The sequence below is a fragment of the Kribbella koreensis genome (assembly GCF_039525325.1).
In the GTDB taxonomy this organism is placed as follows: domain Bacteria; phylum Actinomycetota; class Actinomycetes; order Propionibacteriales; family Kribbellaceae; genus Kribbella; species Kribbella koreensis.
In genome coordinates this window covers 273,504-290,507 of sequence record NZ_BAAAHK010000004.1, presented here as the reverse complement: position 1 = coordinate 290,507, position 17,004 = coordinate 273,504, and the positions used below count along the sequence as shown (strand labels likewise).

Genomic DNA, 17,004 nt, shown 5'->3' with positions numbered 1-17,004 from the left:
GGAGGTGCCCGGTGCCGGACAAACTGAAGATGAACTACAACCTGCTGAACGACGCCAAACGCGATCTGCATCAGCTGGCCGACGAGTTGATCCCGTCGATGGACAACGAGGTCTTCCAGAACCTGGGCGACGGCACCGACGACTCCATCCTGGGCAGCAGCGACATCTCCTACGCGGTCTACACGCTGCACTCCAACGCGTCGTACACGATGGGCAAGGCCAAGGACGGCCTGACCAAGCTGGGCGACTCGTTCGGCTCGGTCGGCGAGGCGTTCCTGCAGTTCGACGCCGAGATCGCCCAGGGCATGAACGCCACCAACAGCAGCCTGGCGCTGTCGAACTGGCAACGCAACAAGGACCAGTGGGACCACAAGCAGTCCCACCTGAGTGAGTGCACCGGCGACAAGCAGCCCGAGTTCTGCAGCGCCACCGACCCCGGCCCGGCCCCGCTGGACCAGACCATCGTCACCGACCGGGGCAACATCCACACCCACCTCACCCTCGATGACAAGGGCAACGTCATCAAGGAGGAGACCACCGTCACCTACGACGGCAAGACCTACACGTCGACGACGACGTACGGCGACAACCGCAACCACATCGTCACCGACTCCACCTACCCCGACGGCAGCACGGTGCACAACGACACCCAGATCCACGTCGACGCCGACGGCAAGCCGAACGGCTCGCACAGCTCGTCGAGCAGCACCGACACCGACGGCAAGGTCGACACCACCACGACCGACCTCAACAAGGACGGCAGCGGCACCCAGACCGTCGTCAACTCCGACGGTACGAAACACGTCTACACCCGAACGCCGGACGACTGGCGCGGTACCAGCCAGCCCTGGGTGGAGACACCCGAAAGCATCGAGGACAACAAGCCGCCGGAAGAGGACTACACCTACACGGGCGGCTTCTGACTGTTCGCAGTACCCGTTCACCCCAACCGAGAAAGTGAGCACCCGCCATGGCCTACGACGGCATCAACCTCGACTACGGCAAGATCGTCGAGGTCTGCAACCTGATGACCAACGCCCACGACCAGATCTCCCCGATGATCGAGAACCTCCGCACCCGGGTGAACACCCTGGTCGACGACGGAATGGTCTTCAAGCAGTCCAGCGAGGTCATCCGCAACACCTACAACAACTTCGACACCAGCCTGAAGGCAGCAGTCAAGGGCATCCAGGACTTCTCCGACATGTTCAAGTCCATCAAAGAAAACGCCGAACAATTCGACCAGGGCATCAGCGCCAGCCTCAACCAGTCGAAGTAACAAACCCCCGCACCACCCGAAGGACCCCAGGCACCGCTTGGGGTCCTTCGCACGTCAGGCGACCAACAGCGGCATAGCGCGGTGGGCTTGAACACCAACTGGTGGGCTTGAACAAGTAATAGCGTGTTCAAGCCCACCACAAGGTGTTCAAGGTCGCCCCGAAGTGGTCAGGGGCGGAGGGTGGTTAGGGGGATTTGTACTGCTAGGGGGGTGGAGCCGGGGCCGGTGGTCCAGGCTCGGCCGGTTTTGGGGGTTGCCCGGGTGATGTTGTGGGAGAGGCGGACGCCGATCAGGTCGCCGTCTCCGATGGAGCGGGGTTCTATCAGGAGGCCTCGGCGGGCTCGGCGGGCTGCGGTGGGCCAGCCGCCCATACCGGTTTGGAAGCCGTCTGTGGAGGCGCCGAAGACCAGGCCTACGTTGTTGTCTCGGCCGGAGACGACGATCTCTTTGAGGAGTTTGTCGGCGGCGGCCATCATGACCAGGTCGGCGTCGTCGATCATGACCACCTTGGGGCCGGTGATGGCGTCGAGGGTTGCTCGGAGCATGTCTTCGCCGGGGTCTGCGTGGGGCATCAAGGTGACCTGGGGGTGGCGTTCCAGGATACGTAGCGGGGTTTCTCTTGGGGTGATCAGGACTACTGAGGTGCCGCCTGCCAGGAGTGAGACTGCTAGCGAGGAGAGGGCGTTGCTGCGGCCTGAGCCGGGTGGGCCCAGTACTGCGAAGGAGGACGCGACTCCGCTGAGGTCGACACCCAGGGCGCCGGCCTCATCGCCGCCTAGGCCGATCAGGCCCCACTGGGGGCGGCGGTCCTCGACTGCGACCAGCTCGTAGGCCTCGGCGAACTCCACGGACGACGGCAGCTCGGCGACGGCGAAGGGGCGTCGGTCGGCGGGGACCTTCGCGTCGCGCTTGCGTGCTTCGGCGGCGATCTCGCGGATAGCTTCGACCTGCGCGGTACCGCCGCCCTCGGCCAGTACGGCGATCTGCGTCTCGGTCCCGGTCAGCACATGCCAGCCCCGACCCGGACGAACGTTCGCCGGCACCTTCGTCAGCCGCAATCCAGCAGCCTGGTAGTCGGTGCGATCCGCCTGCCGCAGCAGCAGTTTGTGGTCGTTGTGCGACGCCAACCGCCCGCCCAGCAACGACCGTTCCGAGGTAGCCACCACATGTACGCCGACACCGGCACCCTCACGCAGCAGCCGCATGACGTCCTGCAGCACCTGCCCTTGGTCGTGATCGTCCAGCATCGAGGACAACGCGTCCCAGCCGTCGATCAGCACCAGGATGTGGGCCGGTCGTGATGCCTTGGGCAACAACTTCCGCAGCTCGGTCAGCCCGGTCGCGTTGTGCTTACCGGCCAGCTCCTGCCGCTCGGTGATCTCCTGGTTCAGCCGGCGAAGTACCCGGCTCATCCGTTCCATGTCGTGCCGCGAGACAACCGCCCCACAATGCGGCAGCGTCTCCACCACCGCGAGCCCGCCACCGGCAGCGTCGATCCCGTAGATGTGCAGATCCGCGACACTCATGGTGCGAGCTGCAGACCCAGCCAGCGTCCGCAGCATCTGGGTCCGCCCCGACCGCGGCGCACCGATCACATACAGATGCCCGAACGTCTCGAAGTCCACCCCGGCAACCCGCTGCTGTTGCAGCGCCGGCAGATCCTCCAACGCGTACGGCGCGAACAACGGCTGCTTCGAAGTATCCGGAAGGTCACTCAGCAGCAACTGCCCACTCAACGCCGGCTGCCAAGGCTTCGGCTGTACTGCGAAGTCCTCCAGCTGATCAACAGCCGACCGAACCGCCTCGACCAACGCCATCAAGTCCGTGACAGCCAAGGTCGCCGGCCTGTCGTCCACCTCGACCGGCGCATCGTCCTTGGCCACCGCCCGACCGAGAGCCTCCCAGTCCAGATCGAGAACCCGAACACTCGACGGCTCAGCCGGCGCCTGCTCGACCAAGTCGTCCGCGACGTTGCGCTCGGCACCGACCCACGCCGTCTGGAACAAGTCGGCCAGCCGCGGCCCGCGCCGGATCAGCGCCCGCCCCGGAATGTCCGGCGTGATCGAGGCCGCCTCGTTGACGTCGACGATGTCCTGCGACTCCGCCTGATCCGTGACCCGCAAGGCGATCCGCAGGTTGGTGTTCGCCCGGATGTCACCGGTCACCACACCCGCCGGCCGCTGCGTCGCCAGAATCAAGTGGATCCCCAGCGACCGACCACGCTGAGCAATGCTGATCAACCCAGGAACGAAGTCCGGAATCTCCCGTACCATCGCAGCGAACTCGTCGATCACCAGCACCAACCGCGGCAACCGCCCGAGCGACGGATCGACCAGCCGCTTGGCCTGGTAGTCGACCAGATCCTTGGCGTCCGCATCGGCCAGGATCCGCTCCCGCCGACGCAGCTCGGCCTCCAGCGACTCCAGCACCCGCTCGACCAGATGCGAGTCGAGGTCGGTCACCATGCCGAGCGTGTGCGGCAGCCCCGCGCACTCCTTGAAAGCGCTACCGCCCTTGTAGTCGACCAGGACAAAGGTCAACTCGTCCGGCCGGTTGACGGCGGCCAAGGACGCGACGAGCGTCTGCAGCAACTCCGACTTGCCGGATCCCGTAGTACCGGCGATCAACGCGTGCGGTCCGTCCGCCACCAGGTCGAGGACGAACTTCCCGTCGAAGTCAGCACCCAGTACGAACGAAGTGCTACCCGGACGTCGCTCCCACCGAGAGAGCAACTCCCCAGCAGTCGGTGGCTCGAGGTCAAGCTCCTCGAGCAGCTTGACCATCCTCGGCAACCCGGCGTCGTGATCAGGACTGACGTCCCGCACCGGCGCCAGCGCCCGAGCGATCTGCTCACTCCACTCCGGCGTCACCAGATCCGCGCGCACGTTCTTCTGGTCCGGCAACCCCGGCCGCTTCACGGTCAGCGTTTCGAGCCCGGTCGCGATCACCGCGCCGCACTCCTCCGGCAGCAACCGCTCATCACGATCCAGGCAGATGCTGTAGACCCCAACCGCCGGCCCGTCGGTCAGTACCTGAATGAACCCCGGTACGTCCCGCAACCGCCGCGCCCCGTCCGCGATCACCACGACCTCGGGATCGCTCAACGGCTCCTGTTTGTTGCTGGAGGCCTCGATCCGCCGCTGCCGCCCCTGCACCTGCGAGATCAGCTCGGTGACGCGAGCAACAGTCGTCGCCTCATCATTCGCAATCAGTACCGCCGCCGGCGACCCCTCAGGACGCAAATGCGGCAGCCACCGCACCCAGGCCCAGTCGTCCATCCGATCCGGCTCGGCCAGTACTACGATCCGCAACTGCCGCGGCGAATGGAGCACCGCCGCCTGCACCACCAGCCACCTGGCCAAAGCTCGCGATTCGGCATAGTGCCCGGCAACGCCGATCACCCCATGCCCGCGCAGCGGCACGGCGACGGGCGCATCCGGAATCGTCCACCGAATCGTCCGGTGGTTCTCCTCACGCCCCTGGTCGTCGAGCTCCTTCAGCGACGCCTGATCCGCAGTCCCGAGCCGCAACAACAAGTAGTCGGGGTCATTCCTCCGTCGCTCCCACAACCGGCTCCCGGGCCGCATCGCCAACTGGGCGACGCGAACCGGGTCCGGCGCGGTCACGTTGCGGATCAACCGCTCCCGCGTCACCGCGACATGAATCTCTTCCTCCAGCGCCGCCCGCCGCGCGTTGTACCGGCGGATCGCCTCGAGGTGCTCGGCCCGGTTGCTCTTCCGGCCGCTGAAGTAGTTCATACCCATCATCAGCGGGCTGAGCATCGTGAAGACCAGGAAGTAGTACGAGTTGAACAGCCCGACCATCACCATGCCCAGCACGACCGGCGCAAGCACAACCGGCCAAGGGAACGGCCGTTTCGCCGGCGGTGGCGGCGGATTGGGCAGCCGCAGCTTGTTGTCGTCCAGGTGCGGCGCGATCCGTGGCGGCCGGTTGTAGTCGAGCCCAAACCCGTCGTCCGCAGCTCTGATCGCAGCAACCGGCTCCAACGACCCGCTGCACCGCAGCAGCACCGACCCGACCGAGAGATCCTCCTCAGGCGGCCACTCGTTGACCTGCCCGACCGGTACCTCACCAGGATCGCTCGCCGGCGAAGCCTGGTCCGTCGGGTTCAACGCATCCTCGACCCGGATCGCACTCGTCGCCGCGTCGTCCTCCGGCGGCCCGATCCGCCGACTCATCACCTTGCCGCGCATCGGCTCGGTCTGATGCCAGTACGTCTCGCCCGACGGTCCGACCGTCACCCACAGCCCGCGCGGCGGCACACCACTGCCGTTGAGCTTGATCGAGCACAACGGATCCGACCCGATCTCATGGCTACCCGGCCCGATCCGCCAGACCCGCCCGGCTTCCGGCCCCGACACCGCGTGCAACTCGACGACAACCGGCGCCGCACCAGCCGAGCTCTGCACCAGGTTCGGCACCTCGGCCGGAGCACCCACGCCGAGCACCCCGCCGTCGCGAACCCCTGAACCAGCCAGCGGCGCACCCGCGTCCAGTCGACGGGTCCCAACGAACAAGGACAGTCCAGGCCGCCCAAGCCCCTCGGCAAATCCACCGACAGACAGACCGCGCGGCAGCCGGACCAGCCGGTCGGTACGCCGTTTGCCCTGCTGCTCAACAGTGGTGAGGTTCAGTTCCACGACGGCGCCTTCCCATCAGACGCCTGATCGCTCGGCCGTCCCGCGTCACCAGCAAGCACCGAGACACCCGCAACACCCACCGGCAGGTCCAAGTCACCCAGATCATCCGCGCCGACAGCCGGCCCACGAGGTCCACGCGTCTCGAAGTCGTGCGGCGGCATCCGCAGTACCGACTTGGCCACCGCCCGCGACAACGGCAGCGGATCGATCTCCAGCCACGACGCGGCCCCGTGCAACCGCAGCCCACGATCAGGCGTCGTCTCCATCAACCGCGAACTCCCGCGGCCGACACCAAGACTGACCAGCCGTACGCCGGGAGGCACCGGCCGATCGAGTTGCTCCGCACCGATCACGAACCAAGCACCACGTCGCTGGATCGCGTCAGCCAAAGGCATCCCGTCATGCTTGCCATGAATCCCATCAGCGACCTCGACCGCACCAGCGGGAAGTCGTACGTCGAGTTGCGCGGCCAGCGCCTGGACGACGGCGCGCGCCGTCCGCGGTACGCCGTACACGGACAGCGAAGGGGGCCCCGCCAACAGGTCGATCATGATCGCGTTCTTCCCACTGCTGTCGGTCCCGAGGCATGCCAGCAGCGGCGTCTGCGGCGGGACGTACCCACCCGGAGCGGAGTACCCGGCGAGATCTCGCCGCTCGATCCACCACAACCGTGGATCGAGCTCGTCCTTCTCCCACGGCGCCGGCAGCGGCCGCTCAGCCGCGATCCCGGCGACCAGTACGCCGATCCGCTGCTTGGCCAGCGCCAGCGCGTACGGCGTCATCGCCGGGTCGATCGCCGCCGCGAATCCCATCGCCTGCTCCGCCTGGGCCCAGCCGGCCCTGTTGCGCAGGATCCGGCTCAGGAAACGCACCCGGAGCCGATAGCGGATCCGGGCCGCGATCGGGTCGTAGAACGCATGGACCGTCCGGCTGAACTCGCGCTTGATCCAGCGGAACAGCCGCTTCCAGCCACCGAGCCGGCGGACCAGCAGGTTGAGCAGGACGAGTCCCAGCAACACCAGGCCGGCGTATCCGAGCATCTGGCGGACACCACCGCCCCCTTGCATTGCCGTCATGCAGCGGCCTCGCCCCATCCGCGACGCAACAGATCCCCCCGCAAGGTGCGGACGGCCGTGTGGGTACGCGACTTCACTGTCCCGAGCGGGACGTTCAACGCCATGGCGACATCTTCACCCGGGTGGCCGCAAAGATGAACTCTGGTGACCACTTCGCGATGCGCGGGCGACAGCCGGCCGAGCGCTTCGACCAGCACCGTGCGCTGCGTCACCTGCTCGGCCGGGTCGGGTTCGCTGGTACCGGCCTCGAACCCGTCCTGGCACAGCCCGACCGGGATCGCCCGGCTCTCCCGGCGGTGCAGGTCGATGACCAGGTTGCGGGCCACCCGGAACAGCCACATCCGGATCGGCCGGCTCTCCCAGTCCAGGCTCTCGGCCTGGATCCAGGCCCGCAGCAATGTCTCCTGGATCACATCCTCGACGGCAAACGTATTCCAGCCGAGCAGTCCCTTGACATAGCGGCGCAGGGTTTCGCGTTCGGCCAGACAAAGCTCGATGGCTTTCATCCGGCTCGCGCTGATCTCGTCGATGTCGGGACCTCATTTAGGGGGCGGAGGGCCTGGAATTCAGAGCTTGAACTTAGTAGAGGAATGCAACCAATAGCGCTGACTGTAGGTGAACAATCAGCAACAATCCAGTCTCTGACTGTAATGAGAGCGTGACTCACGGATCCGTTGACTCCAACCCCTGGTTCGGGAGATTCTCGTTGTGGCCATGCCCTGACAACGAAGGCAGGCCGCTTCCGCCCCCACCGATGGAGTTGACGTGAGGCCTTTCCGATCGCCCGGTTCCGGCCGGCCCGGCCGACAGAACTCGGCCCGCTTCGCCAAGACCTTCGCCCGTCGACCACTGCTGCCGCGGGTGGCGCCGATGCCCGATCGCCGGGCCTGGACGACGACCGCGTTCGTCGCCGCCTTCGTGGCCGGCGCCGCCGTCGCCGTACCGCTGATCACCCACCTGGGCGGGGGATCCAAGTCCGACACCGTCGTCGCGGTCGATGCGCCACTGGTGCTCAAGACCCCGACCGGTACGCCGACCAAGGTGCCCACGGCAACTACTACGGCGACCGCCACCACGACCTCCACCGCCACCGTCACCTCCGCCCCACGCGTCTCGGTCGCCACCGCCACGGTGACGATGACCGCACCCGGCGGCAAGGTGACTGTGGTCCAGCCGGGCACCACCGTGACGCTGCCGCCGGTGACCGTGACGGCGCCGCCACCGGCCGCGTTGAAGCCTGCGACTGTGACCGCCACCACAACTTCCACCGCCACCACGACGGTGAAGGTGACAGAGCCCGGTAAACAAGGCATGGCCGCTGAGGGTCAGGCGCTGCAGCCACGCAAGGACACTCCGACCACGCTGCAGAGCGAGGGCTCGAAGCGCTGTGTGGACGTCAAGGACGGCCGCGCGGGGTCTGGCAACGACGGCACCCCGCTGCAGGTGTGGGACTGCACCAAGGGCGCCGGGCAGACCTGGACGTTCAACCCCGACGGCACGGTCCGCTCACTGGGTCAGTGCATGGACCTGGCCTGGGGCTCGATCGCCGAGAACACCCCGGTCCAACTGGTCGCCTGCAACGGCAACGCCGCCCAGCAGTTCCGGATCACCCAGAAGAACGAGCTGATCAACCCCGCCGCGGAAGGCAAGTGCATCACCGCGGACAAGGGCGACAACGGCGGCCGACTGTTCCTCCGCCGCTGCACCGGCGCCGCCGACCAGCACTGGCGCCAGCCCTGACCAAGGCTGGACTGGATTCGGCATTGCCCTTGGCGAGGTCCGCGGATCGCGCCGCCAGGCCCCCTCGCCAACCCACGCCACCCAGCTAAGGTCGGCGCTCGACGCCAATTGCCCTGGCCCGCCGACAGGTTCTTGGGCGGCTGGCCTCAAGCATCACGCCAGCGGCGCCAAAACCCGCCAGCCGACCCCGCGACCACCGCACTGAATCGGTTCGGGGAGGATCCTCTCCGGAACCGGGGAGGCGATTCGCCCGTTTCGGGGGGAGAATCCGCCCCAAACCCCTTGCCCCGAAGGGAAAGCTCCGCGAACACCCGTACGGCATCAGCCGACCCGGATCACCCCCACCCCGGGCCGACCTGTCGCCGCGCGACAGCGCCAACCCCACCAACACACCTGTCCCACCGCGACGAAGGGCATCACCCGGACCGCCACGCATACACAACCCCCGCGGATCGCCCCGACACGCCGAGGTAAGCGGTTGCCCACCGAGTTGGGTATGCACCCAGAGCCGCTAGTTTCCGCCAGCAACTAGTCCGGCCGGCGACTCGGCCCTGCTGGGCCCGCGGGGGCCGAGGCGGTCGCGGGGGTCGAGGCGGTCGCGGGGGTCGAGGCGGTCGCGGGGGGCGCGGTTGGGGCTAGAAGGCGTACGGATAGTCGGACCAGTCGGCGGGTCGCTTCTCCAGGAAGGAGTCGCGGCCCTCTGCTGCTTCATCGGTGCCGTAGGCGAGCCGGGTCGCCTCGCCGGCGAAGATCTGCTGGCCGACCAGTCCGTCGTCGATCAAATTGAACGAGTATTTCAGCATCCGCTGCGCGGTCGGTGATTTTGCGCAAACCTTCTTGCCCCACTCCAGCGCGACCGTTTCCAGCTCCGCGTGCGGCACGACTTTGTTCACCATGCCCATCCGGTAAGCATCTTCCGCTGAGTACTCGTCGCCAAGGAAAAAGATTTCCCGCGCGAACTTCTGCCCGACCTGCCGGGCCAGGTACGCCGACCCGAAACCCCCGTCGAACGACGCCACATCCGCATCCGTCTGCTTGAACCGCGCGTGCTCGGCCGACGCCAGCGTCAGGTCGCAGACGACGTGCAGGCTGTGTCCACCACCCGCGGCCCAGCCGGGTACGACGCAGATGACGACCTTGGACATGAAGCGGATCAGCCGCTGCACCTCGAGGATGTGCAGCCGGCCGGCCTTCGCCGGGTCGATCGTGTCGGCGGTCGTGCCCTCGGCGTACTTGTAGCCGTCCTTGCCGCGGATCCGCTGATCGCCGCCGGAACAGAACGCCCAGCCGCCGTCCTTCGGCGACGGCCCGTTGCCGGTGATCAGCACACACCCGACATCGGACGACATCCGCGCGTGGTCGAGCACTCGATAGAGCTCGTCGACCGTCTGCGGCCGGAACGCGTTGCGCACCTCGGGCCGGTTGAACGCGATCCGCACCACCCCGGCATCCACCGCCCGGTGGTACGTGATGTCGGTCAGCTCGAACCCGTCCACCTGCTTCCAGGCCGACGGGTCGAAGATCTCGGAGACCTGCGCGGGATCAGTCACCCCGCGAGCATATTCAGCAGCGGCAACGATCAGCGCCGCCGGGTGCTCTCCCGCAGTACGACCTCGGCCTTGAAGGTCTCGGTCTTCGGTTCGCCACCCTCGATGGCGAGCTCCAGCGCCCGCCGGCCCATCTGCTCCAACGGCAGCCGCACAGTGGTCAGACCCGGCCAGACGTCCCGCAGCGTTGCGATGTCGTCGAAGCCGGCCACCCCGAGCTGCCCCGGTACGTCGACGCCTTGCGCCCGCAGCGCCGACATCGCGCCGACCGCCATCACGTCGTTGACAGCGAACAGACAGTCGAGATCCGCCTTGCCCGCAAGGACTTCCAGCGCCGCCGCGTGCCCACCGTCACGAGTGAACTCACCAGCCTGTACGGCGACCGGCTGCAACCCCGACTCGGCCAGCCCCTCGACGAACCCGTCCCGCCGATCCCGCGCCGTCGCCAGCCCCTCCGGACCGGCCAGGATGCCGAACTTGCGAAACCCGAGCCCCACCAGGGACCGCGCCAACTCAGCCGCCCCGGCCCGGTTGTCGGGCTCGATCGTGTGCACCGGCATCCCCGACTGGCTGACCAGCGCCAGGCCGGCACCCGAGTTGAGGAACGTCTCGACCTCGGTCGCCGTCCGGGCCAGCCCTTCGGCGTCGGTACGGCGTGAACCGATCATCACGGCGGCCCGGGCCCGCTGGGCGCGCAAAGAAGAGAGGTAAGCAATCTCACGGTCGGAATCACGGAACGTGCTCGCCATCATCACCAGCAGGCCGCGTTCGTCGGCGGCTCGCATCACGCCGTTCGCGATCGCCGCGAAGTACGGGTCCTCGATGTCGTGGACCAGGATGCCGACCACATTGGTGGACGACTTCGCCAGTGCCTGGGCCTGCGCGTTCGGCGTGTAGCCGAGGGCTGCAGCCGCGTCCCGGACGCGTTCCTGCAGCTCCGGGCGCGGCACCCGGTCCCCGCCGTTCAGGACGCGGGAGGCGGTCGCTACGGACACACCCGCCCGCTGCGCCACATCGAGCAGTGTCACCGGTGCTCGCAGGTTCATCGCCTTACCCACCTTCCGTGCATCTCCCCCTGGGTGGCGGTCACACTATCGGAAGTGGCGTCATCATCACCGTGTGTGGCTGAGAACTACCGGGCAATGTTTCCAGAACCTGGCTTTGCGGCCCTCGAATGACTAGCCTTCCAAGCCATGACGACCGTCCGCGCCAGGGTCCTCCTTCTGGCTTCGTCCACCGCGCTGGTGTGTCTGGGTACCGTCACGGGTACCGCAGCCGCCGCGCCGCCGTTGGACGGGCCCGCTGGAGTCTTCGCCCCCTCCGAGACCCCGGAGCAGCAGAACTCGGCACAGGGTGCACAGGCGGCCTCGCCACCGGTGGCTGAGGGAGCAGCGACTTCCTCGGTACCGCCGAACGTGGACCCGCGCACGCACAGCACGAAGCCGGTCTACGACTACGGCAACGCGATCCGCGAGTCGGTCTACGTGGACACCACGATGGACACCGACTCCGACGGCACCGACGACGTGGTCGCGGTCGACATCGTCCGGCCCCGCGAGACCGCCGCGGCCGGCCGCAAGATCCCGGTCATCATGGACGCCTCGCCGTACTACTCCTGCTGCGGCCGCGGCAACGAGGGCGAGACCAAGACCTACGACGAGAACGGCGACATCCAGAAGATGCCGCTGTACTACGACAACTACTTCGTCCCACTCGGCTACGCCGTGGTCGGTGTCGACATCGTCGGCACCAACCGCTCGACCGGCTGTGGCGATGTCGGCGGCAAGGACGAGATCGCTTCCGTCGTCGCGGTGATCGACTGGCTGAACGGCCGCAACACCGCGCACACCGGCAGCGGCGATCCGGTCAGCGCGACCTGGACCACCGGCTCGGTCGGGATGATCGGCAAGTCGTACGACGGAACGCTGGCCAACGGAGTCGCCGCTACCGGCGTACGGGGGCTGAAGACGATCGTGCCGATCTCGGCGATCTCCTCCTGGTACGACTACACCCGCTCCGGCGGGGTGCCGTACTCGATCGACTACATGCCCTGGCTCGGCGACTACGTCGGCCACAAGACGCCCGCCTGCGACGCCGTCCGGGCGGACCTCGGCGAGCAGGACGCGGACGAGACCGGGAACTACACCAGCTTCTGGGCCGAGCGCGACTACGTGAAGGACGCGAAGAAGGTGAAGGCTTCGGTCTTCATGACGCACGGCCTGAACGACTACAACGTGCAGACCAACCACTTCGCGCAGTGGTGGGACGCGCTCGGCAAGAACGGCGTCAAGCGCAAGATCTGGCTCGGCCTGGAAGACCACGTCGACCCGTTCGACTTCCGCCGCCAGGCGTGGACCGAAGAGCTGCACAAGTGGTTCGACTACTGGCTGCAGGGGCTGCAGAACAACGTGATGCGCGAGCCGATCGCGACCGTCGAGACCGCGCCGGACAAGTGGAAGAACTACAGCACCTGGCCGGCCACTCAGAAGACCGTGCCGGTGCCGCTGGCGGCCGGCAAGCTCGGTTCGTTCGGCAAGGGCACGGTCACCATCACCGACGAGCCGAGCCTGACCGAGGACGACATCGTCGCCACCCCGTCGGAGGTGATCGCAGGCCGGCAGATGTTCCTGTCAGCGCCGTTGCCGGCCGCCATCCGGGTCAGCGGCACGGCGACCGTGACGCTGCGGATCAAGTCCGACTCGGCCACCACGCCGGTGACCGCGCGCCTGGTCGAGTACGGCGAGGCAGAGCGGTACGCGGGCATCAAGACCACCAAGGTGCCGAGCTGCTACGGCTCGAGTGTCAGCTACGACGACTCCTGCTACTTCGAGATCGAGAAGCTGACCGAGCAGAGCGACCACGGCATCGTCAGCCGGGGCTGGATCGACGCGGCGCACAGCGCATCGCTGAGCAAGCCGAAGCCACTCACGCCCGGCAAGTGGGCCAACGTCACCGTGCCGCTGCGCGCCCAGGACGAGGTGATCCCGAAGGGCCGCATCCTCGGCCTGGCGGTGACCTTGAGCGACGACGACTGGACCACGCCGAACGACTCCGGCGCCACGATCGACATCGACCTGGCCGGCAGCAAGCTGAACCTGCCGATCACCGTCGGCAAGATCAACCCGCCCGCCGCCAAGGCCGCCCCGGTCCAGGTCACCATCACCACCCCGAGCGAGCGCCCGGACCTGCACGATCCCACCCGCTGATCCGCATACTTACCCTGGTGAATTAATTCGCCTAGGGTTGGGCCATGCTTTCGTACTCGGTGGTTGAGGCCTCTCCGTCGGTTGGTGCTTTCGAGGCTGGACGGCTTTGGTACAGCCGGCCGGCGGAGCGCTGGTTCGAGGCGCTGCCGATCGGGAACGGGCGGCTGGGCGCGATGGTCTACTCGGGCGACCGGGTGGAGCGCATCCAGCTCTCCGAATCAACCGCCTGGTCAGGCGCTGCCAGTACTACAGATGTCAGCCCGACAGCGTTGGAGAACCTGCCCGCGATCCGGCAACTGCTTCTCGACGGCCAGTACGCCGCAGCGCAAGCGCTGGCCGGCGAACACCTCCTCGGCCAACCGACCGCCTTCGGCACCAACGTCCAACTACCGGAACTCCTGGTGGAGTTCGCTGTCGACGGACAAACGACCTCCTATGAACGGTCCCTCGATCTCACCGACGCCATCGTTCGGACGCGGTTCGAGCGTGGCGGGATCGTCTTCGAACGCGAGGCCTTCGCCTCACACGCGGACTCGGTGATCGTCGTGCGGCTGACCAACAGCTCGCCGGTCGACTTCACGATCTCCTTCAGCGACGGCAAGATCCCCGCAACGGTCTCCGCCGACGGCGACACTCTCCGACTGCTCGGCCATGCCCACGAGAGCCTGCACAGCGACGGCTCCACCGGCGCCACCGTCGACATCCGCGCCCGCGTGACCACCGACGGATCAACCGTTGCCTCCGACAACCACTTGGCCGTCACCGGGGCCACCTCCGCGACGCTGTTGATTGCCATCGGCACCGACTGGCTGGGCGCCGATCCCGCCGAACGATCCGCGCGCCTGGTGGTCAACGCGGCCGGCTACCCGACACTCAGGCAGGCGCATCTCGACGACTACAGGCCGTTGATCAGCCGGGTCGCGCTCGACATCGGACGTACCGGCGAGGCGGTCCGGGAGCTACCGACGGACGAGCGACGTGAGTTGCTGGCGAAGGGTGGTGAGGATCCCGAGTTGCTCGCGCTTTACTTCCAGTTCGGGCGGTACCTGACCATCGCCGGATCCCGGGCGGACTCGCCACTTCCCCTTGCCCTGCAGGGGTTGTGGAACGACGGACTGGCGTCGGGTGGGCCTTGGACGAATGACTTCCACCTTGATATCAACACTCAGCAGAACTATTGGGCCGCCGAGATCACTGGGTTGGGCGAATCCCAGCTGCCGTTGTTCGACTGGATCGACCGGCTGCGCAGCAGTGGGCAACGGACGGCTCGGGAGCTTTACGGCGTACCGGGCTGGGTTTCGCACACTGTCAGCAATGCGTGGGGTTACTCAGCGCCTGGCTGGGGTCTGGGCTGGGGTATGCATGTGACGAGCGGGATCTGGATCTCGCTGCAGCTGTGGGAGCACTTCGAGTACAACCGCGATCTGACTTTCCTGGAGACTCGCGCCTATCCCGTACTCCGTGACGCCGCCGAGTTCTTCCTTGCGTACTTGACCGAAGACCCCGCCACCGGCCTACTGCTGAGCGGCCCGTCGGACTCCCCGGAGAACTGGTACCTCACCCCCGACGGCGAGCAATGCTCCCTCTCGATGGGCAACACCTGCGACACCGTACTGATCGAGGCCCTGTTCCGGATCTGCAGCGAAGCCTCCGTCCTCCTCGACACCGACGACACCTTCCGCAGCCACCTCGAGGCCGCCCGGAAGAAGCTCCCACCGTTCCAGATCGGCAAGTACGGCCAGCTCCAGGAATGGCTGACCGACTTCGACGAAGCCGTCCCCAGCCACCGCCACACCTCGCACCTGATCGCCCTCTACCCCGAACGTCAGATCACCCCGCGCGAACACCCTGAGCTGGCCGCAGCCTGCGAAACCACCATCATCCGACGCCAAGCGGCTGACGGCTGGGAACAAACCGAGTGGGTAGAAGCCAACCTGATGGCCTACTACGCCCGTCTCCTGAACGGCGACCAAGCCCTGTCCCACTACCGGGCCCTGATCTCCGACGCCAGCGAATCCAACCTGCTCTCCTACTCGGTGGCCGGCATCGCCGGAGTCACCGAAAACATCTACGCCACCGACGGCAACACCGGAGCCACCGGAGCCCTCGCCGAACTCTTCCTCCAGTCCACCGCCGACGAGATAGAGCTCCTACCGGCCCTCCCCTCGGCTTGGCCCACCGGCGAGATCCGCGGCCTCCGAGCCCGAGGCGGCTTCACCGTGGATCTGGCGTGGCGCGAAGGCCGCCTGACGACGGCCCGAATCACCGCCCTGACCCCCAACCAGTCCGCCCGAATCCGCTACCGCGACGACCTAGTCGAACTACTCATCACCGACACCGTGGAGCTCACCCCGTGGTGACTTTGTGCTCCGTGTGAGCATTCCCCGGGCGCTGGAATCATCAGATGAAGCACAAAGTGCCCTCGGCAACTAATTCGGAGGCCGCTGTCGGGGAGCCGGCTAGCTGGGGATGCCGTCGGCGATGTACTGCATGGGGTCGCCGAAGCCTAGGTCGGTGATGCCGGCGGTGTGGAAGGCGCCTACGAGGAGGGAGCGGCGGTGGGCGGCGAAGGTGAGGACGTGGGCAACCATGCCGCCGTAGGTGAAGACGCGGGGTGGTTCGCAGGTGGTGTCGACGAAGCTGTCGTCGAAGCGGCCTTCGTCGTTCAGGCGGTTGACCAGCGCGACGAAGCGGGAGCCGGCGTCGGCGTGCCGGCTTCGTAGGTCGGCGATCGGAGTCGTCACCTCGCGGCCGCACTCAGGGACCTGGAACGGGCGGTCCTCCACCGAGGCCAGCCACATCTCCTCCTGCCAGACGAGCCGGTCCAGCAGATACCGGATCGACACGTCATCGTCAATGCCCTCGACCGAGAGCTCGATCGGCTTGTCCAGGGTCGCGGCGTCCAGGCGCGCGCCGCGCTCGATCATCTCGCCGGTGAGCCACACGTGGTGCTCGACCATCCGTACCAGTACGTCCATCCCTCTCGTCTCCTTCTTTGCGGGCAGGCGCAAACCTGCCGGTGGCTGAAAATGAACCCCACTCGGTGCCGCCAGGAAGAACCGCCGCGACGACTCCCGCCGCCACTCCCGCGGCGACATCCCGAACGCCCTGTTGAACGCCCGCGTAAACGCCTCATGGGACCCGTAGCCCGCCTCGATCGCCAGCTCCAGTACGCCGGTATCGCCCGCCAGCAACCGATACGCCGCCCGCTCCAGCAACAACCGCCGCCGAAACGCCGAAGGTGACTCACCCGCCACAGCCGCGATCACCCGATCGCAGTGCGAGCGGGACAAGTGCACCCGCCCAGCCAGATCACAACCAGTCGTCCCAGCGTCATCGAGGCTGTCGGCAACAGCGGCCACGAAGCCGGCAAACACATCCGTGGAGTTCATGCCTCCACTGTGCCCGCCGAACCACCCGTCCGACTTGATCGATTTCCCCAAACAGACCCGCGCCGCCGCACCCACCGCCAAAAGCCCGTGGGGGACGGCGGGG

11 protein-coding genes are annotated in these 17,004 nt (G+C 67.1%); 5 read left to right on the top strand and 6 right to left on the bottom strand.

The window, feature by feature from the left end; genetic code table 11:
- The first annotated feature begins 11 nt into the window (after positions 1–11).
- Complete coding sequence (locus ABD116_RS09695; RefSeq protein ID WP_343967169.1) at positions 12–923, top strand: hypothetical protein; 912 nt, start codon at positions 12–14, stop codon at positions 921–923.
- 47 nt (positions 924–970) lie between these two features.
- Positions 971–1,279 (top strand): hypothetical protein, encoded by a 309-nt coding sequence (locus ABD116_RS09690; RefSeq protein WP_270134663.1) that lies wholly within the window; start codon positions 971–973, stop codon positions 1,277–1,279.
- Between the two features lie 167 nt (positions 1,280–1,446).
- Here ABD116_RS09690 and ABD116_RS09685 read toward each other — a convergent pair whose 3' ends face one another.
- Genes ABD116_RS09685 through ABD116_RS09675 form a run of 3 tightly spaced genes read right to left on the bottom strand, consistent with a single transcriptional unit; the run spans position 1,447 to position 7,522 of the window.
- Positions 1,447–5,940, bottom strand: coding sequence for an FtsK/SpoIIIE domain-containing protein (locus tag ABD116_RS09685; RefSeq protein WP_343967166.1), 4,494 nt, complete (start codon positions 5,938–5,940; stop codon positions 1,447–1,449).
- A complete protein-coding gene (locus ABD116_RS09680) occupies positions 5,931–7,016 on the bottom strand; it encodes a hypothetical protein (RefSeq protein ID WP_343967164.1) in 1,086 nt (361 codons plus the stop codon). The genes ABD116_RS09685 and ABD116_RS09680 overlap by 10 nt, the downstream gene beginning before the upstream one ends.
- A complete protein-coding gene (locus ABD116_RS09675) occupies positions 7,013–7,522 on the bottom strand; it encodes a sigma-70 family RNA polymerase sigma factor (RefSeq protein WP_343967163.1) in 510 nt (169 codons plus the stop codon). Before ABD116_RS09675 ends, ABD116_RS09680 begins: the two co-directional genes overlap by 4 nt.
- A 259-nt stretch (positions 7,523–7,781) precedes the next feature.
- Between ABD116_RS09675 and ABD116_RS09670 the strand changes: the two genes are divergently transcribed.
- Positions 7,782–8,756 (top strand): ricin-type beta-trefoil lectin domain protein, encoded by a 975-nt coding sequence (locus tag ABD116_RS09670; protein ID WP_343967161.1) that lies wholly within the window; start codon positions 7,782–7,784, stop codon positions 8,754–8,756.
- A 635-nt stretch (positions 8,757–9,391) separates the two neighbouring features.
- Here ABD116_RS09670 and ABD116_RS09665 read toward each other — a convergent pair.
- Together ABD116_RS09665 and ABD116_RS09660 are read right to left on the bottom strand one after the other, a co-directional pair.
- Positions 9,392–10,306 (bottom strand): 1,4-dihydroxy-2-naphthoyl-CoA synthase, encoded by a 915-nt coding sequence (locus ABD116_RS09665; RefSeq protein WP_343967159.1) that lies wholly within the window; start codon positions 10,304–10,306, stop codon positions 9,392–9,394.
- A gap of 29 nt (positions 10,307–10,335) precedes the next feature.
- Positions 10,336–11,349, bottom strand: coding sequence for a LacI family DNA-binding transcriptional regulator (locus ABD116_RS09660; RefSeq protein WP_343967157.1), 1,014 nt, complete (start codon positions 11,347–11,349; stop codon positions 10,336–10,338).
- A 147-nt stretch (positions 11,350–11,496) separates the two neighbouring features.
- On the opposite strand from ABD116_RS09660, the gene ABD116_RS09655 reads away from it, so the two are divergent.
- Both ABD116_RS09655 and ABD116_RS09650 read left to right on the top strand, forming a co-directional pair.
- Positions 11,497–13,509, top strand: a complete 2,013-nt coding sequence (locus ABD116_RS09655; RefSeq protein WP_343967155.1) for a Xaa-Pro dipeptidyl-peptidase — start codon at positions 11,497–11,499, stop codon at positions 13,507–13,509.
- 44 nt (positions 13,510–13,553) lie between these two features.
- Positions 13,554–15,869, top strand: a complete 2,316-nt coding sequence (locus tag ABD116_RS09650) for a glycoside hydrolase family 95 protein (protein WP_343967153.1) — start codon at positions 13,554–13,556, stop codon at positions 15,867–15,869.
- Between the two features lie 99 nt (positions 15,870–15,968).
- Here ABD116_RS09650 and ABD116_RS09645 read toward each other — a convergent pair whose 3' ends face one another.
- Positions 15,969–16,901, bottom strand: coding sequence for a helix-turn-helix domain-containing protein (locus tag ABD116_RS09645; protein WP_343967151.1), 933 nt, complete (start codon positions 16,899–16,901; stop codon positions 15,969–15,971).
- Positions 16,902–17,004 lie beyond the last annotated feature (103 nt).